At 67.6% G+C, this 16,245-nt stretch carries 19 protein-coding genes; 12 read left to right on the forward strand and 7 right to left on the reverse strand.

Translation table 11 applies throughout. From position 1 onward, the window contains the following. Positions 1-40 precede the first annotated feature (40 nt). The 4 genes from JW958_01110 to JW958_01125 form a co-directional block, all read right to left on the reverse strand. Entirely contained in the window at positions 41-709 is a 669-nt protein-coding gene (locus tag JW958_01110; GenBank protein MBN1824831.1) for an HAD-IA family hydrolase, read from the reverse strand. Further along, positions 706-1,125, reverse strand: coding sequence for a (deoxy)nucleoside triphosphate pyrophosphohydrolase (locus tag JW958_01115; protein MBN1824832.1), 420 nt, complete (start codon positions 1,123-1,125; stop codon positions 706-708). Before JW958_01115 ends, JW958_01110 begins: the two co-directional genes overlap by 4 nt. Before the next feature lie 67 nt (positions 1,126-1,192). Next, positions 1,193-2,122 carry a thioredoxin-disulfide reductase gene (gene trxB, locus JW958_01120; protein MBN1824833.1) on the reverse strand — a complete coding sequence of 310 codons (930 nt, stop codon included), beginning with the start codon at positions 2,120-2,122 and terminating at the stop codon, positions 1,193-1,195. A 48-nt stretch (positions 2,123-2,170) separates the two neighbouring features. After that, a complete protein-coding gene (locus tag JW958_01125) occupies positions 2,171-3,658 on the reverse strand; it encodes a leucyl aminopeptidase (GenBank protein ID MBN1824834.1) in 1,488 nt (495 codons plus the stop codon). Between the two features lie 176 nt (positions 3,659-3,834). On the opposite strand from JW958_01125, the gene JW958_01130 reads away from it, so the two are divergent. The 12 genes from JW958_01130 (at position 3,835) to JW958_01185 (ending at position 14,003) form a co-directional block, all read left to right on the forward strand. Next, positions 3,835-5,187, forward strand: coding sequence for a potassium transporter TrkH (locus JW958_01130; GenBank protein ID MBN1824835.1), 1,353 nt, complete (start codon positions 3,835-3,837; stop codon positions 5,185-5,187). A gap of 34 nt (positions 5,188-5,221) precedes the next feature. Further along, positions 5,222-5,902, forward strand: coding sequence for a TrkA family potassium uptake protein (locus JW958_01135; GenBank protein MBN1824836.1), 681 nt, complete (start codon positions 5,222-5,224; stop codon positions 5,900-5,902). A 144-nt stretch (positions 5,903-6,046) separates the two neighbouring features. Further along, positions 6,047-7,042, forward strand: coding sequence for a bifunctional oligoribonuclease/PAP phosphatase NrnA (locus JW958_01140; GenBank protein MBN1824837.1), 996 nt, complete (start codon positions 6,047-6,049; stop codon positions 7,040-7,042). 142 nt (positions 7,043-7,184) lie between these two features. Continuing rightward, complete coding sequence (locus JW958_01145) at positions 7,185-7,604, forward strand: cytochrome c maturation protein CcmE (protein ID MBN1824838.1); 420 nt, start codon at positions 7,185-7,187, stop codon at positions 7,602-7,604. Further along, a complete protein-coding gene (locus JW958_01150; protein MBN1824839.1) occupies positions 7,601-9,574 on the forward strand; it encodes a heme lyase CcmF/NrfE family subunit in 1,974 nt (657 codons plus the stop codon). The genes JW958_01145 and JW958_01150 overlap by 4 nt, the downstream gene beginning before the upstream one ends. Further along, entirely contained in the window at positions 9,571-9,804 is a 234-nt protein-coding gene (locus JW958_01155; protein ID MBN1824840.1) for a hypothetical protein, read from the forward strand. The genes JW958_01150 and JW958_01155 overlap by 4 nt, the downstream gene beginning before the upstream one ends. Continuing rightward, positions 9,797-10,786, forward strand: coding sequence for a hypothetical protein (locus JW958_01160; GenBank protein MBN1824841.1), 990 nt, complete (start codon positions 9,797-9,799; stop codon positions 10,784-10,786). The genes JW958_01155 and JW958_01160 overlap by 8 nt, the downstream gene beginning before the upstream one ends. Continuing rightward, positions 10,783-11,502 (forward strand): heme ABC exporter ATP-binding protein CcmA, encoded by a 720-nt coding sequence (ccmA, locus tag JW958_01165; protein ID MBN1824842.1) that lies wholly within the window; start codon positions 10,783-10,785, stop codon positions 11,500-11,502. The genes JW958_01160 and ccmA overlap by 4 nt, the downstream gene beginning before the upstream one ends. Beyond that, on the forward strand, positions 11,502-12,176 hold the full coding sequence (locus tag JW958_01170; protein ID MBN1824843.1) for a heme exporter protein CcmB: 675 nt from the start codon (positions 11,502-11,504) through the stop codon (positions 12,174-12,176). The genes ccmA and JW958_01170 overlap by 1 nt, the downstream gene beginning before the upstream one ends. After that, positions 12,173-12,868: a cytochrome c biogenesis protein CcsA gene (gene ccsA / locus JW958_01175; protein MBN1824844.1), complete on the forward strand. Its 696-nt coding sequence runs from the start codon at positions 12,173-12,175 to the stop codon at positions 12,866-12,868. The genes JW958_01170 and ccsA overlap by 4 nt, the downstream gene beginning before the upstream one ends. Continuing rightward, positions 12,865-13,155, forward strand: a complete 291-nt coding sequence (locus tag JW958_01180; protein MBN1824845.1) for a hypothetical protein — start codon at positions 12,865-12,867, stop codon at positions 13,153-13,155. Before ccsA ends, JW958_01180 begins: the two co-directional genes overlap by 4 nt. After that, positions 13,152-14,003 carry a deoxyribonuclease IV gene (locus tag JW958_01185; protein MBN1824846.1) on the forward strand — a complete coding sequence of 284 codons (852 nt, stop codon included), beginning with the start codon at positions 13,152-13,154 and terminating at the stop codon, positions 14,001-14,003. Before JW958_01180 ends, JW958_01185 begins: the two co-directional genes overlap by 4 nt. A 13-nt stretch (positions 14,004-14,016) precedes the next feature. Here the strand turns inward: JW958_01185 and queF are convergent, their stop codons facing one another. From queF to JW958_01200, 3 genes are all read right to left on the reverse strand, one after another. Next, positions 14,017-14,376 (reverse strand): NADPH-dependent 7-cyano-7-deazaguanine reductase QueF, encoded by a 360-nt coding sequence (gene queF, locus JW958_01190; GenBank protein MBN1824847.1) that lies wholly within the window; start codon positions 14,374-14,376, stop codon positions 14,017-14,019. A gap of 123 nt (positions 14,377-14,499) precedes the next feature. Beyond that, positions 14,500-15,141: an MBL fold metallo-hydrolase gene (locus JW958_01195; protein MBN1824848.1), complete on the reverse strand. Its 642-nt coding sequence runs from the start codon at positions 15,139-15,141 to the stop codon at positions 14,500-14,502. After that, entirely contained in the window at positions 15,138-16,157 is a 1,020-nt protein-coding gene (locus JW958_01200) for a radical SAM protein (GenBank protein ID MBN1824849.1), read from the reverse strand. The genes JW958_01195 and JW958_01200 overlap by 4 nt, the downstream gene beginning before the upstream one ends. Positions 16,158-16,245: the final 88 nt, after the last annotated feature.

Consider the following 16,245-nt stretch of genomic DNA (forward strand, 5'->3'; position numbering starts at 1 on the left):
GCGCGGGGACAAGGCGGCGTGTGCGGGGGGATATCCTTCGTCAGTGAAACAGCCCGGGAATGTCCGTGAGGCCTTCCAAGAGGAGGTCGGGCGCGCTCGCCTCCAGTTCCTCGCGTTCGGCGAATCCCCCGGTCACGGCGACGGTGTACACGCCGGCGGCGCGCCCGGTTTCCACGTCCACCGGCATGTCGCCCACCAGGATGCCCCGGTCCGGCGCCGCGCCGAAGCGCTCCAGGGCGAGGAGGACCATGAGGGGGGAGGGCTTCTTCTCGGGCACCGAGTCGCCGCCGAAGACGGCGCTCATGCGCCTGTCCATGTCGAAAGCCTCCAGGAGTCGGTGGATGAAACGCTCCGGTTTGTTCGACACCACCGCCATGGGGCGGTCGGCGAATCGGTCGAGAAGCTCTCGGGCGCCGGGCCGAGGCCGGGAGAAGTCGAGGCAGTGATCGTCGTAATGGGCCCGGAAGATCCGGGCCGCCTCCTCGAGAAGCTCCGCGTCTCCGTCGCCGAGAGAGCGGACCAGAAGCACCTCGAGGCCTCGCCCCACGTAAGAGCGGATCATCGGCACGGAGAGGGTGGGGCGGCCGAGCCGCCGGAGGGTGTGGTTCACCGACCCGGCGATGTCCGGGAGGGTGTCGAGCAACGTGCCGTCCAGGTCGAAGAGGAGGAACTCCAAGGGGAATTCGGGGCGCCGCCGCGGACCGCTCATCGGAAAGCCCTCTCCCGCCAGTCGGGTTCACGGAGCCGGTCCAACAGTTCCCGGTCGCCGGCCAGGAAATCCAAATTCCCCGGGCGCTCCGGGTCGATCCATCGGATCTCCGCCACCCCCGTCGGCCGCGGATCGCCGGAGAGCGCGTCGACACGGTAGAAGTGAAGCTCCACGGTCTTCTCCGGATACTCGTGGCGGCCCGTCGCGATCTCTTCCCCGACCCGCGGCTCTATCTCCAGCTCTTCCCGGAACTCCCGGACGAGCGCCTCCCGGTCGGATTCGCCCGGTTCTACTTTTCCGCCCGGGAACTCCCACAGGCCGGCGTAGGGGGCGCCCGGCGGGCGCCGGGTGACCAAGATCCTTCCGCCGCGGAACGCGACGCCGGCGACCACCCGCAGAAAAGGCTTTTCCGTCAAAACGGTTCTCCCGAGAAAGCCCGGCGCGGGGGGAAATCCGCCGTGGGGACTTCGGGTGGAATGCGGGCTACTGTTCTTCCGCGGCGAGGAAACGCTCCGCGTCGATGGCGGCCATGCACCCGGATCCGGCGGCGGTGATCGCCTGACGGTAGATCGGGTCCTGGACGTCGCCGGCGGCGAACACGCCGGGCACGTTCGTCTTCATGCCGTTTCGAGTGACGATGTATTTCTGCCCGTCCAGCTCGAGAAACTTCTCGAAGAGTTTCGTGTTCGGCGCGTGCCCGATGCCGAGGAAGAATCCCTCCAGGGGCACATCGCCGACCTCCCCCGTCTTCACGTTCTTCAGACGGACTCCCTCGACTCCGTCTTCGCCCAGGACTTCTTCCACCACGGAGTTCCAAAGAACCTCGATCTTTTGGTTTTTAACGACCCGGTCCTGCATGATCTTGGAGGCGCGTAGCTCCTCCCGGCGGTGGATGAGGTAAACCTTCCGGGCGAAGCGCGTGAGAAAGATCGCCTCTTCCGCCGCCGAGTCGCCGCCGCCGATCACGCAGATCGTCTTGTCTCGGAAAAAGAACCCGTCGCAGGTGGCGCAGGCGGACACGCCCCGCCCCCGGAGGCGCGTTTCCGATTCCAAACCCAGATAGCGCGCCCGCGCGCCGGTGGAGATGATCACCGTGTCGGCGAGGAGGCGGTGCTCCTCTTCCACGACAACGAGGAAGGGGCGCTTCGAGAAGTCCACTTCCGTCACGTCCTTGGCTACGATCTCGGCGCCGAACCGCCGCGCCTGGTTCCGGAAGATGTTCATCAGCTCCGGTCCCTGAACCCCTCCCTCGAAACCCGGATAGTTCTCCACCTCGGTGGTGATCGTCAGCTGTCCTCCGGGCTGATGCCCCTCGAGAACGATCGGTTCCAGGTTCGCCCGGGCCGTGTAGATCGCCGCGGTAAGCCCCGCCGGGCCCGATCCGATGATGACCACGCGGTATCGTTCCTTCATCTGTTCCTCACTCTCTCCGCTTCCCCGCGGCAGTCCCCGCGGCCGGGATCAACGCAACGCCCTTTTCCGAAGATAGGAAAGAAGAAGCGCGGCGCCGAATCCGGTCGGACCCTTGGGACCGACGTCATAGTCACCGTCCGCCCAGGCCACTCCGGCGATGTCGATGTGCGCCCACTGCGTTTTTTCGATGAAGTGGCTGAGGAAAGAGGCCGCCACGACGGCTCCGCCCCCCACGTTGGCGTTCCCCACGTTTTTCAGGTCCGCCGCGTCGCTCTCGATTTCTTTCCGGTAGTGCTCCCAAAGCGGCATGAGCCAAACCCTCTCGCCGCAATCCTCCGCCGCGCGGATCACCCGTTCGGCGATCAGATCGTCGCTTCCGAAGAGGCCCGCGGCGTGGCGGCCCAGCGCCACCTTACAGGCGCCGGTCAGCGTGGCGATGTCGATGATCTCGTCCGGCTTGAACTGTTTTTCCGCCCAGGCGAGCGCGTCCGCCAGGACGAGACGACCCTCCGCGTCGGTGTTGTCCACCTCCACGGTAAGGCCGCGGAAGGTGTCGATCACGTCGCCGGGGCGATAGGAGTGCGGGCCGGGCAGGTTCTCCGCCGCGGGGATCACGGCGATCACGCGCAGGGGGAGCCGCAGGCGCGCCGCCCCGCGGATCGCCGACAACACCGCCGCCGCGCCGCTCATATCGTACTTCATGTGGACCATCCGTTCCGCAGACTTGAGCGAGAGTCCGCCGGAATCGAAGGTGATCCCCTTGCCGACCAACACGACGGAGGGACCGCCCACGCCGGACCCCTCGTATTCGAGGAAGATCAGGCGCGGGGGATTGTCACTCCCGCGGCCGACGGCGGCGAGGGCGTGGAGCCCTTCGGCGGTGATCTTCTTCTCGTCCAGCACGCCGACGGCGATGTCCTCCTCGTTGGCGATTCGCTTGGCCGTCTCCGCGAGATCCGCCGGCGTGAGCCGGTTCGCCGGCTCCATGATCAGGCTGCGCCCGAAAAGGGTCGCCTCCGCCAGACGGAGACCCGCCTCGACCGCCTCGGCCCCTTTCTCGGTCGGAGCCGATCCGTGGAGAATCACCTCCTCGACCCGCTTCCTCGTGGGCGCCTTCCAGCCGTGACAGACGCCGAGGACCGTTCCCTGGGCGGCGGCGATCATCCGGCTCGTCATGTTCTTGTCGTTGTTCGGAAGGACCAGGGCGTAACGGTTCACGCCGATCCGCCTCGCCTCGCGGCCGATGCGCGTCGCCCATCGTCGGATCAACGTGTTCTCCTCGAAATCCTTGCCCGAGCCGAGGCCGCCGGCGATGAGCCTCTCCGGCCCGTCTCCGGCCGGATAGAACAGGGCCGTCTCGAGCGTGCGGCCCGCGAAGTCGCCCGCGGCGATGGGGCGCCGCGCCGCTTCCGCCCATCTCGGGAGTTTGTCGGGGTTCGCATGCAGAGGCACGCCGAAGGCGATCAGCGGCAGCCCTTTCGGATCCGGATCGCCTTGGACGTACCGAATGGTGGGAATGGAATAGGAAACGATCACCGAATCACCTCTCATTCAAGGAGCCGCGGCCACGCGACAACGCTCGATCGGCTGACCAGTTTAACAAATCCGATCCGCGAGGTGTATCGAAGAACCGCGCTCTCGGACCGGGCGGCCTGGACTGGCGGGCGCGATCGATCTACACTGGGCGAAACCCGCGACGGAGGGCGCGAAGGATGCGCGTGAGTCCCGCGTTGACCTTGGTCATCACTTTCTTACTGCTGATTCTGGCCGGAACGGCCGCCTTCCTGCTGTTCGGTTTCGACCGGGACGGCGGCGCGCCGCGGGCGATGGCGGCCCTCTTCACCTCCACCAGCGCGGTCTGCGTGACAGGCCTCACCGTCGTCGACCTCTCCTCGGAGATGGGTTTCCGGGGCCAGCTCCTGACGCTCCTCCTCATCCAGATCGGCGGGCTCGGCCTCCTGACCCTCTCGAACTGGATCCTCCTCTCGGTGCGGGGACGGATCGGGCCGCGCGGGACGGTCCTGACCAACCGAATCGTGGGTGGGCTGATGAACCTCTCTCCCTCCCGCTTTCTGCACCGGGTGATGCTTTACACTTTCGCGTGCGAGGCCGCCGGCACGGCGCTTCTCTTTCTCCGGTTCCTCTCCGATGCTCCGCCGCGCCGCGCCCTCTGGCTCGCCCTCTTCCACTCCGTCTCCGCCTTCTGCAACGCCGGGTTCACCCTCTTTCCGGACAGCCTCGCCGCCTACCGCGCCGACCCGGCGGTGAACGGCGTCGTGATCCTCCTGATTCTCGCGGGGGGAATCGGCTTCGTGGCGGCGGTGGACGCCGCGGGGGCCATGCTCTCGCTCCTCCGCCGGCGGCCGAGGCGGCTCTCCTTCCACACGCGGACCGTGTTGGTGGTCACCGCGATCCTGGTCGTGGTGGGGTTCTTCGCCTTTCTACTCTTCGAGCGGGGGAACACCTTCCGGGGCGTTCCGGCGAAAGGGGTGTTGCTCCAATCCCTCTTTCTGTCCGTCACCGCCCGCACCGCCGGTTTCAACACCGTACCGACCGGCCATCTCACCAACATGACGCTGGTGGTTCTCGGCCTGCTGATGGTGGTGGGCGCCTCCCCCGGTTCCACCGGAGGCGGCGTGAAAACCACGGCGGCGGCGATCGTCTGGGCCATGGTCCGTGGGCAGCTCACCAACCGCCCCCGCACGGAGCTTTTCGGGCGCACCATCCCCTTCCAGATCGTGGCCAAGGCTTTGGCGGTCATTATTCTTTATGTCATCATGGTCGTCGGCGCCATGGTCGCTATCCAAGCCTTCGAGTACGGCGGCCAGCCCCACACCGAAACACGCGGGGCGTTTCTGGAGCATCTCTTCGAGGTGATCAGCGCCCTCAGCACGGTGGGCCTCTCGACGGGCGCCACCAATCGTTTTACCGACGGCGGCTTAGGGGTGCTGATCCTTTGCATGTTCGCAGGCAGGGTGGGGCCTCTGGTTCTCGCCTCTTCGCTGATCGGCGAAAGAAAGGGTTTGTCCTATTCCTATCCGGAAGCGGATATCATGGTGGGGTGAGTCCGGGCTCGGCGCCCCGGGGAAGGGAAGGGTCATGAAAGGGAAGGAAACTTTCGCGGTGCTCGGCCTCTCTCTGTTCGGCCGGCGGACCGCCGTGGGGCTCTACGGGGCGGGGGCGAGCGTCATCGCCGTGGACGTGAACGGCGGCTTGGTGCAGAAGATCGCCCAGCAGGTCACTTCCGCGGTTCGCGCGGACGTTATGGATTGGGAGGCGCTGGAGCACGTGGGCGTCTTCGACGTGGACACCGTGGTGATCGGCCTTCGAAGCTCCTTCGAGGCGGCGGTGCTGCTCATCAATCACCTTCACAAGGAGACCAAGGTCAAAAGGATCATCGCCCAGGTGGACAGCGAGGAGAAGGCGGAGGTGCTCCGACTGGTCGGCGCCGACCAGGTGGTTTTTCCCGCGCTGGACACGGCGGACCGCCTGGTCCGGCGGCTCGTCATGCCCGGCCTGGTCGAGCACGTCAGTCTCTCGCCGGACGCCGCGATCATCGAAGTCGTCGTTCCTCCCAGCTTCGTCGGGAAGACAATGGTGGAACTGATGATCCGGGCCAAGTACAAGGTGAACGTGATCGGTATCAAACGGGGCGGCGCCGACGAAGGGCCGGGCCGGATGATCGTCGCCCCGCCCGCCCACACCCGCTTCCTGGAGGGGGATTCGCTCCTTCTCCTCGGCAAGACCGGCGACCTCGATCGGATCGCCTCTGTGGTATAACCATATTGATACTGGTGAGTTACGAAAGCGGAGTGCTTCGCGGTCTCCGCCCGCCCCTTTCGTCCGCGCATTGACTTTGCTCCCATACCGGTGCTAACTTGTACGGTTCACCCGCGCTGGGACCAACCGGGGAGGTACGGACCGATGGGCGGATCGATTGATTGGTCGCCGGTCGCCGCGGCCATGGAAGAAGGACGGAGCTTTCTCGTCACGAGCCACGTCAACCCCGAGGGGGACGCCATCGGCTCGGAGATGGCGCTCGTCCGTTTTCTGCGCCAGCGGGGGAAGACGGTCCGCATCGTCAACCCGAGTCCCACGCCGGAAAACTGCCGTTTCCTCGACCCGGAGGGAGAGATCATCGTCTACGATCCCTCCCGTGAAGAGGCGGTGTTGCGCGGCGTGGACACCGTTTTCGTGCTCGATCTCTCCAGCTGGGACCAACTCGGCGATTTCGCGGAGCCGCTTCGCCTCCGAGGTCCGAGACGGGTCTGTATCGACCACCACCGGGGTCCGGACGAGGACATCGCCGAGGTTCTGATCCGGGACACGAGCGCGGCGGCGGCGGGCCTTCTGGTCTACGAAATGATCCGGGAGCTGGGGGGTGATTTCGACGCCGCCATGGTGGAGGCGCTCTACGCCACCATCATCATCGACACCGGCTCTTTTCACTTCTCCAACACCGACGCGCGGGCGCTCAGGGCGGCGGCGGACCTGGTCGAGCGGGGCGCCCGCCCGGACCGGATCTACAGATACGCCTTCGAGGATCGTCGCTGGGCTTCGGCGAAGCTGCTCGCTCCGGTTCTCTCCACGCTGGACCGGACCGGCGACGGCCGGATCGCGTGGATCCACGTGACCCGCGAGATGATCAAGAAGGCGAACGGCCGTTACGAGGACGTGGAAGGCTTCATCGAAATCCCACGGGGGGTCCGCGGCGTGGAGGTGTGCGCCTTTTTCAAAGAGCACGACCCGGAGACGATCCGGATCAGCCTCCGCTCCAACGGGGATGTGGACCTTCACCGTTTCGCCCAGTCCCACGGCGGCGGCGGCCACTCCAAGGCGGCCGGTATCACCTTCCAGGGGAGTCTCGAAGAGGCGATCCGCGGGATCGTCTCCGGCCTGGAGGCGCTGGTGGGGGGCTGACGCCCTTCCCGGAGAGCGCGGGTTTCCTTCCCCCCCGACGCAATTCCCGCCCGGTTTTCCACCGCGAGACGCGCGCGCGGCGGAAGGTTTGTGCCCGATCCGCCCGAAATGCTATGTTCCGGGAAACCCGGAGGGATCGACGATGGCCGTGGGCAAAGGGGTCCGGCTGGGCGTCGGGATCGCCGTCATTCTCGCCGCTTCGCTTTATCTCGGGATCACCGGTTTCCGTGAGGGGAAGGCGTACTACCACACCGTCGAGGAGATGGAGCGGGAGGGGAACGCGCTCGCCGGAACGAGGATCAAGGTGGGAGGGCGCGTCGAGCCGGGGAGCCTCGGCTGGGCCGGCTCGGGGCTCCGTTTTCGCCTCGCCCAGGACGGGCGGGCGATCCCGGTTCTCTACACGGGCGACGCTCCCGTGCCGGACACCTTCGGCGAGGGTTCCGAGGCGGTGATCGAGGGGACGCTCCGAGAAGACGGCCTTTTCGAAGCGCGCCGGATCCAAACCAAGTGCGCCTCCAAGTATGAAGCGGCTTACGGCCGGAGCGGGACGGGCGGGTCGTGAACGAACTGGGAAGCATCGCCGTCGTCGCCCTCTGGCCGGTGACGCTCTTCGGCGCCGCCGCCTCCTGGATCGGCGCGTTCCGCCGGAACGGCCCGACGAACGCCGCCGGCGCCCGGAGCCTGCCCGTCGCCGCGGCGCTCGCCACCCTCGCCGTCGCCGCGCTGGCGGCGCTCTTTCTGACCGATGATTTCCGCAACGGCTACGTGGCGGGCCATTCCAACGCCGCCCTTCCTCTTCCGTACAAGGCCGCCGCCCTTTGGGCCGGCCAGGAGGGATCGCTCCTCTTTTGGAACTGGCTGCTCCTCCTCTTCGGCGCGGCTGCGGCGCGAAGCGCCCGAAAACGCCACCCCGACCTCGCCCCCTGGACGACGGCGATCCTGCTCACCGGTTGCTTTTTCTTTTCGCATCTGAATCTCTTCGCCGTGAACCCATTCCGGACGCTCGTCGCCGCCGGCCCGGCGGGTCCCGTCCCCTTCACGCCTCCCGACGGAATGGGGCTGAACCCGCTCCTGCAGCACCCGGTGATGGTGATTCATCCGCCCCTTCTCTACATCGGTTACGTGGGGTTCTCGGTCCCGTTCGCCCTCGCCCTGGCGGCGCTGATCGCCCGTCCCGCCGGCTCGGCCTGGCTCCGGACGGTCCGCCTCTGGACCCTCTTCTCCTGGACGGCGCTCACCGCCGGTATTTTGCTCGGCATGCGCTGGGCCTACGTCGAACTCGGCTGGGGGGGATACTGGTCCTGGGATCCGGTGGAGAACGCCTCCCTGCTCCCCTGGTTCACCGCCACGGCATTCCTCCACTCCGTGGTCGTCCAGGAGAGGCGGGCGATGTTCAAGACATGGAACGCGGCTCTCCTCGCGCTCACCTATTTTCTCTGCGTCTTCGGAACCTTCCTCACACGGAGCGGGATCGTCAGTTCGGTGCACGCCTTCGCGCGGAGCCCGGTGGGGGGACCCTTCGCGGTTTATTTGATCGCGGGCGCGGCGCTCACGCTGCTCTTGATCGTCGCGAGGCGGCGCTATCTGGCGGGCGAGGCTCCGATCGACGGGCTCCTCTCCCGCGAGTCCGCCTTCCTTCTGAACAACATCGTCCTTCTGGTCGCCTGTTTCGCCGTGCTCTGGGGCACCTTCTATCCGGTTCTCTCCGAGGCGATGGGGGGAGGGGAGGTGAGCGTGGGGGCGGAATACTACAACCGGGTGAACGTTCCGCTCGGCCTCTTTTTACTCGCCCTCGCCGGCGCTGCGCCGGCCTTCGTCTGGCGGCGGAGCGATCCCCGCCGCGCCGGGCGCGTTCTCGCGGCGCCCGCGGCGGCGGCGATCCTGTCGATCGTGGCGCTACGCGTCTCCGGCGTGATCGACCCGCGGGCGCTCGTCGCCGTGGCGATCGTCCTCTTCGCCCTCCTTTCGGCGGCGCTCGACATCGGCCGCGGGGCGGCGGCGCGGGCGCGCCGGCTCGGCGTCCCGCTCTTCCGCGCTCTCCCCGGGCTGGTCCCCGCGCGGCCGAGACGGTACGGCGGTATCCTGGCGCACCTCGGCGTGGCGCTCCTCTTCCTCGGTCTCGCGGGCGCCGCATTCAACAGGAGCGCCCAGGCGGAGCTGGCGATCGGCGACGCGCTCTCCCTCGGCGGCACGCGATTCCGCCTGGAGCGGATGGAGGAGGGGGAGACGGAGAACTTCGATCTATTCCGGTGTGAAATATCATCCTGGGAAGGAGGGAAGAGGACCGGTTTCTTCCGGCCCGAGATCCGTCGCTACCGAGCCGGCGGGCAGACCACGTCGGAGATCGAAATCCGCTCGGATTTTCGGCGCGATCTTTACGTGGTGTTCGCCTCGGTCGGTCCGAATGACGGCGCGGTCGTTCAGGTGTACGAGAATCCACTGGTCCGTTGGATCTGGATCGGTGGCGTGCTGATCGTCGCGGGCGCGCTCCTCGCCCTCGCGCCGCCCGCCGGACGGAGGACGAAACGATGAGTCTCCTCTATCTCCTGGTGCCCGCCGCGGCGGTCCTCGCGTTGGTCCTTCCCCTTCTCCGCGCGGCGCTCCCGGCCGGGGAGGCGGGCGGGTCGCGGGAGGAACGGGAGCGGGCGTTTCTGGAGATCCTCGGCGAGATCGACGACGATCGGGATCTGGGACTTCTGGAGGAGGAGGACCGGGAGGAGTTCCTCCGGCACGCGGAAGAGGAGGAGGACCGGAATGTGTAGGCGGTCGCTTCTTCTTCTCGCCGCGTTTCTCGCCGCGTTTCTCGCCGCCTCGGGCGCCGCGTCCGGCGCGACCCTCCGGGGCGCGGTGGAGGACGGCACCGGCTTCGGGATCCGGGGGGAAGCGCCGGTCCGGCTCGTCTGCATGAGCGGCGGGGAATGGGTCGCGGGCGACGGGCGGTCCGGGTTCCGTTTCGACGGTCTTCCCGAAGGCGCGGAGAATCCCTTCATCCTTCACGCCGAGTACCTGGGCGTTCTTTACAGGCTCCCCTTGGTTCTCGGCGCGGGGGCGGACACGACCGCGGCGATCGCCGTTTACGACACGACCCGCTCCGGTGAGGCGCTCGTCGTGGCGGAGTTGGAGATCCGTCTCGTTCGGGAAGAGGGACGTCTCCGAATCGATCAGATCTATCGGGTGGAGAACCGATCCGATCCGCCGCGCACCGCAATCGATCCCGGCCGGGGGGTCTTCGCCGCTCGGCTTCCCCTCCCCGCCGCCGAGGCGAATGATCTTTCCGTCGCCGCGTCGGACGGCGTGGTCCCCGAGCGCCTCGACCCCCTGCCCGGCGCGGAGGCGGACGAGGTGCGCGTCGATCACGCCTTCCGTCCCGGATTCAACGCGGTGGCGGTGACTTACGACGCCTTGTACCCGGGCTCCTTCGACTTCCGCATCTTCGTCCCTTACCCGATCGGCCGGCTATTGCTGGTCGCGCCGGCGGGGGCGGAGGTGGAGGGCGCCGGGCTGGAGCGGGCCCACATGGGCGGCCGCGGTCCGGCGGTTTGGTTTCGCGAGGAGCTGGCGCCGGGCGGCGAGATTCGCTTTACGATTCAAGGAGGCGAGGCGGCGCCGGAGGAGGCGGGCGGCGACGTCGGCCTCGGACCCTTCCCCTTCGAGGAGCGCGCCCCGCTGATCGTCGTCCTCGCGGCGGCGGTTCTCCTGGGGACGCTCGCCGCGGCGCTTCTTCGCCCGGGGAGAGGACGATGAACGGCGCGCCGGTGCTGGAGGTGCTCGGTCTCGGCCGCCGTTTCGGCGCGGTTCGTGCGCCGGAGCGAGTCGACCTGGAGTTGGGGGCGGGGGAGACGGCGCTTCTCCTCGGCGCGAACGGGACGGGAAAGACCACGCTTCTCCGAATGATCGCCGGTCTTCTCCCGCCGAGCGAGGGGGAGGTGCGCGTCGGCGGATTGTCCCCCCGCCGAGACGGGGCGGAGGCGCGGCGGCGGATCGGTTTCCTCTCCCACGCCCCGGGTCTTTATCCGGAGCTGACCGCCGCCGAGAACCTGCGTTTCTTCGCCCGCCTTTACGGCGCGCGGGAGCACGGCGCGCGGGTCGCCGGACTCCTCGAGGAGTCGGGGCTCGCCGGTTGGGAGGAAGAGCCCGTGCGTTCCTTTTCACGGGGAATGATCCAGCGGCTCGCCCTCGCCCGCGTTTTTCTTCACGACCCGGATCTGCTCCTTCTGGACGAGCCTTTCACCGGGCTGGATCGACGGGGGACGGAGGCGCTCGCGGACCGTCTCGCGCGGCGCGCCGCGGCGGGAGGGACGGCGCTGCTCGCCACACATAGAATCGACGCGGCGGCCCGTCTCGGCGACAGGGCGGTGATTCTGCGCAAGAGGCGTCCCGCCCGCATCGTCGATCTCTCCGGCGCCGGGGAGGAAGGGCGCGTCTCGGCGCTCCGGTCCGCCCTGGAAGAGGATGCGTGATGGGCGCGGCGGCTCAGGCGGCGGCGATCCTCCGCAAGGATCTCCTCGTGGAGTTCAGGAACCGGCAGGCGCTCGGCACGATGATCCTTTTCGCGCTCCTCGTGGTGCTGGTCCTCGCCTTCGCCTTCGAGCCGACCGCCGAGGAGAGCCGCCGGATCGGTCCCGGCATTCTCTGGATCGCCTTCGCCTTCGCGGGGACGATCGGCCTGGAGCACACGTCCTCGTCGGAGAGAACCCTCGGCGGGATGGAGGCGCTCCTCGCCTCTCCCCTCGATCGCGGGACGCTCTATCTCGCCAAGCTGCTCGCGAACACGATCTTTCTCTTCCTCGCCGAGTGCGCCGTGCTCCCCTTCTTCGTCGTCTTTTTTGATGTGAACCTATTACCCTTTTTGTGGAAATTGCTCGCCCTCGCCCTCGCCGGCACGGTCGGGTTCTGCGCCGCCGGCACGCTTCTCTCGGCGGTTACGGCGGGTACCCGTCTCCGGGGGGTGCTCCTGCCGGTGCTTCTCTTCCCGGTGGTCGTGCCGGTGTTGGTCGCGGCGGTGGAGGGGACCGCGGCCCTTTTCGACGGGCGTTCGGCGGCGGGCTCCTTCCGGATCCTGATCGCCTTCGACGCGATCTTCACGGCCGCCGCGGCGCTCCTCTTCGGCGCGGCGTTGGAGGAAGGCGGATGAGCGGACGCTCCGATCGCCGAGTGGGGATTCTCCTCGGGGCGGCGGTGCTCTTCCTCGCGGCCGCCCTGGCGCTCGTCTTCGGTTGGGCGCCGGAGGAGAGGACCATGGGTCCGATCCAGAAGATCTTCTACATCCACGTCCCGAGCGCCTGGGTGGCGTTTCTCGCCTTCTTCGTCGTTTTCGCGGCCTCCATCGCCTACCTGGCGGCGCGGCGGGAGCGCTACGACCGGATCGCCGCATCCTCCGCCGAGGTGGGCCTTCTCTTCTGCACCCTCGTACTGATCACAGGGCCGATCTGGGCCAAGCCGGTTTGGGGAGTCTGGTGGACCTGGGACCCGCGGCTCACGTCGACACTGGTCCTCTGGTTCCTTTACCTCGGATATTTCGCGCTCCGCTCCTATCTGCCGCCGGGGTCGAGGCGATCCGCGCTGTCGGCGGTGCTCGGCGTGATCGGTTTCCTCGACGTGCCGGTGATCTACTTCTCCATTCGTTGGTGGCGGAACCAGCACCCTTCGCCGGTGCTCGCCGGCGGGGAGGGATCGGGGCTCGATCCGCGCATGCGCCTCGCCTTCTTCTTCTCCCTCGCCGCCTTCACCGTTCTCTACGCCGCCCTCCTCGCGGCGCGTTTGGGGCTCGCGGAGAGGCGCGCGCGCGCGGAGCGTCTTCTCGATGAGTGGAGGGAGAGGACATGAGGGGGGCGAGGCGAGCGGCGGCCGGTCTGTTCCTGGCGTTCTTCTTCCTTCTGTGCGCGGCGGCGCGCGCGGGCGAGCCGGCGGTCGAAAAGGAAGCGATCCGCGGCGGAGCGACTCCCCGCCGCGCCGGAACGGTCGCCGCCGCCTATCTGCTGACCGGTGGGGCGGTCGCTGCTTATCTTCTCGCGGTGTTCGCCGGGCGCCGCCGATGGGACCGGCGGATCGCCCGGCTGGAGGAGAGGCGCGGGCGGGAGGATCGGAAACCGGGCTCGGGGGATGCGGAATGAACCTCGGCGCGCACATGTCGATCGCCGGCGGGGTGGAACTCGCGCTGGAGAGGGGATTGTCGATCGGCTGCCGCGCGGTGCAGCTCTTCACCAAGAACAACAACCGGTGGAGCGGCCCGCCGATCGCGCCGGAGGAGGCGGAGCGTTTCCGCGTCCTCGCCCGCGAATTCCCCCCCGGATTCCTCGTTTCCCACACCGCCTATCTGATCAACCTCGGCTCGCCGAAAGAGGAAGTCCTCGAGAAATCCCTCGCGGCGATGCGGGACGAGCTGGAAAGGGCGGAGACGCTCGGCCTCGCCGGCGTGGTGCTCCATCCGGGGAGCCATCTGGGCGAGGGGGAGGAGTGGGGTTTGAAACGAATCGCCGCGTCCCTCGACCTCGTGCACGGGGAGACCGCCGGTTTCCGGACCCTGACGCTCCTGGAGAACACCGCCGGCCAGGGGAGCAACCTCGGATACCGCTTCGAGCAGCTCGCCGCGATTATGGGGCGGGTTCGCCGGCCGGAGAGGATCGGCGTCTGCTTCGACACCTGCCACGCCTTCGCCGCCGGCTATCCGATCCGTGAAAGGAAAGGTTACCTGCAAACCTTTCGCGACTTCGACCGAATCGTCGGTCTCGACCGTTTGCGTGCGATTCACCTCAACGATTCCGTCGGGCCCCTCGGCGGGCGGAAGGACCGGCACGCTCCGATCGGCGAGGGGGAGATCGGCCGGGAGGGATTCGCCCATTTCGTGAACGAGCGCCGCTTCCGCAAGATACCGATGATCCTGGAGACCCCCAAATCGGAAGACCTCCACGAGGACGTCGAGAACCTGCGTGTGCTCCGCTCTCTCCGGAAGAAGAAGTAGGCGGCGGGTTCTCCTACGGTTCCTCGCCGTGTTCGGCGGTCACGTCGGTGGAGATTCCCCCCCGCACGAAGAAGTGTCCCTCCACGCGCATCCAGCGGGGCCGGATCGCCGCGACCAGGTCGTCCAGAATCCGGTTGGTCACCGCCTCGTGGAACGCCCCCTCGTTCCGGAAGGACCACAGGTAGAGCTTCAGCGATTTCAGCTCCACGCAGAGACGGTCCGGCGTGTAGTCGATCTCGACGTGGGCGAAGTCCGGCTGCCCCGTCATCGGGCAGAGGCAGGTGAATTCGGGGCAGTCGAAATGAATCCGGTAATCCCTCTCCGGGTTCGGGTTCTCGAATGTCTCCAGTTCGCGGGTCGGTTCGGTCGGCATCGCGCGCCCTCCTCGATGGGGATTGTAGCGCCAAGGGGCTGCGGCGCCAAGGGGGCGGCCGAGGCGCAGGAACGTTTCACGGACCGATCGCGCCCGGCGATACCGGTTTTCCGGATAGCGCCGTCAGGCGATCCCGTGATCCCTCTTGTACTCCGCCCAATTCTTTTTGAGGTGAAGAAAGGACTCGAAGTCCGTCTGGAGGAGGAAGGGATTGCTCCGCCGTTCCTCGCCGATGGTGGAGGAGGGGCGGACGCCGTAGTCGTGCCCCGGCCACACCTCGGTCTCGTCGGGGAGGACCAGCAGCTTCTCGTGTAAACCGTCGTACTGCTCGCGGGCGTCCTCGCCGAAGCCGGTCCCCCCGACCTTGCCGACGAAGAGGGTGTCGCCGGTGAGGAGCTTCCCGCCGACGAGGTAGCAGACCGCGTCCGGCGTGTGTCCCGGCGTGTGGATCACGCGGATCCGGAGTTCGCCGACGAGGATCGTCTCCCCGTCCACGAGTCCCCTCTCGCCCGGCCCGGCGCCCGTACCGAAGAGCCACACCTCCGCCCCCGTGGCGGCGCGGACCGCGTCGTTCCCGTTGGTGTGGTCGTAGTGGGAGTGGGTGCAGGCGATCGCTTCCACCGTCAGATCGTGCGCGGCGGCGCGCCCGAGCACCATCTCCGGATCGAAGGAAGGATCGACCGCGATCGCGCGCCCCCCTTTCCGGTCGCCGACGAGATAGGCGAAGTTCCGGTCGCCGCCGACGCGCAGCTGCTCGAAGATCATCCTTTCTCCCCTTCCGGCAGCCGGAGGTGGAAGCGCCCGGCGTGGGCGGCCGCCTTGTTCCGGGCGATCCAGGAGAGCACGCGGGGCGCGTTCCGCTTCATATCCGCCCGGGCGGTGCAGATCATCCAGCAGCGGAGGTCGCAGGCGCGCACCTTTCGCCGGATCGTCTCGGCCCTTTCGGAGTTCCAGATCTCGTCGAAGGAGGACTCGCGCACGTTCCCCATCACGTCGTCCAGAATATTACAGGGATAAATGTTCCCGTTGGGTCCGACGAAGAAGAAGTCCGATCCGGCGTTGCAGACGAATGGGCGGCCGGCGCCGGCGGCGTAGCGGAAGAGGCCGTGCGCGAAGAAGGCGCGAAGCCAGTTCTTGGGGCCGGCCGATCGGAGCAGGTCCTCCGCGAGGGGGCCGAGGTGCTCCCGCAGCTTGTCGGCGTGGACGCTGTGGTCCTCGTCGGCGCGGAAGTAGTGGGGCGAGTCCTGCGCCACCGCGAGCGTGAACTGGATCCCCAGCTTCTTCGTCAGGGCGTACACCGCGCCCAGCTCCTCCACGTTCTCCCGCACCACCGTGAAGGCGAGGCGGAGGTTGGTCATGCCGAGGGACTTCAGCGTTTCCAACGTATTCATGCACTTGTCGAAACCGCCCGGGATGCCGCGCACCCGATCGTGGGTCGCGCCCATCCCGTCGATGGAAATCCCCACGCCGATGGACGGGTCGGCCTTCAGGATCTCCGGCATCCTCTCCGCGATCCGGCCGGTGAGGAACCCGTTGGTGGAGATGATCGTTTTGGCGCGCGGCACCCTCTCCTTCACGACGCGAACGATCTCCGGGAGGTCGTCGCGCAGGAAGGGCTCGCCGCCGGAGAGGTTCACGTAACGAAGTGAATCCGGGAGAAAACGGTACTCCTCCGGGCGGAGGTCGTCGGTGGATGGGTGCTTCCAGATGCTGCACATGATGCAGCGGGCGTTGCAGCGGTAGGTGACCGCCAGCACCACGTCGATCGGGCCGTTCCGCATTTTTCTCCCTCCGCGGTTGGGCGGTGTTCGGAGCCGACACCGCGCCCCGCTTACAGACTAGGCCAGCCGGCGCGCGGACGCAACCGTG

Source organism: Candidatus Eisenbacteria bacterium, assembly GCA_016930695.1.
Taxonomy (GTDB): Bacteria; Orphanbacterota; Orphanbacteria; order Orphanbacterales; family Orphanbacteraceae; genus JAFGGD01.

What these genes read in the sequence shown, in the direction of transcription:
- JW958_01110 (MBN1824831.1), bottom strand. Translation starts at nt 709, where the DNA reads ATGAGCGGTCCGCGGCGGCGCCCCGAATTCCCCTTGGAGTTCCTCCTC.
- trxB (MBN1824833.1), bottom strand. Translation starts at nt 2,122, where the DNA reads ATGAAGGAACGATACCGCGTGGTCATCATCGGATCGGGCCCGGCGGGG.
- JW958_01130 (MBN1824835.1), top strand. Translation starts at nt 3,835, where the DNA reads ATGCGCGTGAGTCCCGCGTTGACCTTGGTCATCACTTTCTTACTGCTG.
- JW958_01135 (MBN1824836.1), top strand. Translation starts at nt 5,222, where the DNA reads ATGAAAGGGAAGGAAACTTTCGCGGTGCTCGGCCTCTCTCTGTTCGGC.
- JW958_01140 (MBN1824837.1), top strand. Translation starts at nt 6,047, where the DNA reads ATGGGCGGATCGATTGATTGGTCGCCGGTCGCCGCGGCCATGGAAGAA.
- JW958_01145 (MBN1824838.1), top strand. Translation starts at nt 7,185, where the DNA reads ATGGCCGTGGGCAAAGGGGTCCGGCTGGGCGTCGGGATCGCCGTCATT.
- JW958_01155 (MBN1824840.1), top strand. Translation starts at nt 9,571, where the DNA reads ATGAGTCTCCTCTATCTCCTGGTGCCCGCCGCGGCGGTCCTCGCGTTG.
- JW958_01160 (MBN1824841.1), top strand. Translation starts at nt 9,797, where the DNA reads ATGTGTAGGCGGTCGCTTCTTCTTCTCGCCGCGTTTCTCGCCGCGTTT.
- ccmA (MBN1824842.1), top strand. Translation starts at nt 10,783, where the DNA reads ATGAACGGCGCGCCGGTGCTGGAGGTGCTCGGTCTCGGCCGCCGTTTC.
- JW958_01170 (MBN1824843.1), top strand. Translation starts at nt 11,502, where the DNA reads ATGGGCGCGGCGGCTCAGGCGGCGGCGATCCTCCGCAAGGATCTCCTC.
- ccsA (MBN1824844.1), top strand. Translation starts at nt 12,173, where the DNA reads ATGAGCGGACGCTCCGATCGCCGAGTGGGGATTCTCCTCGGGGCGGCG.
- JW958_01180 (MBN1824845.1), top strand. Translation starts at nt 12,865, where the DNA reads ATGAGGGGGGCGAGGCGAGCGGCGGCCGGTCTGTTCCTGGCGTTCTTC.
- JW958_01185 (MBN1824846.1), top strand. Translation starts at nt 13,152, where the DNA reads ATGAACCTCGGCGCGCACATGTCGATCGCCGGCGGGGTGGAACTCGCG.
- queF (MBN1824847.1), bottom strand. Translation starts at nt 14,376, where the DNA reads ATGCCGACCGAACCGACCCGCGAACTGGAGACATTCGAGAACCCGAAC.
- JW958_01195 (MBN1824848.1), bottom strand. Translation starts at nt 15,141, where the DNA reads ATGATCTTCGAGCAGCTGCGCGTCGGCGGCGACCGGAACTTCGCCTAT.
- JW958_01200 (MBN1824849.1), bottom strand. Translation starts at nt 16,157, where the DNA reads ATGCGGAACGGCCCGATCGACGTGGTGCTGGCGGTCACCTACCGCTGC.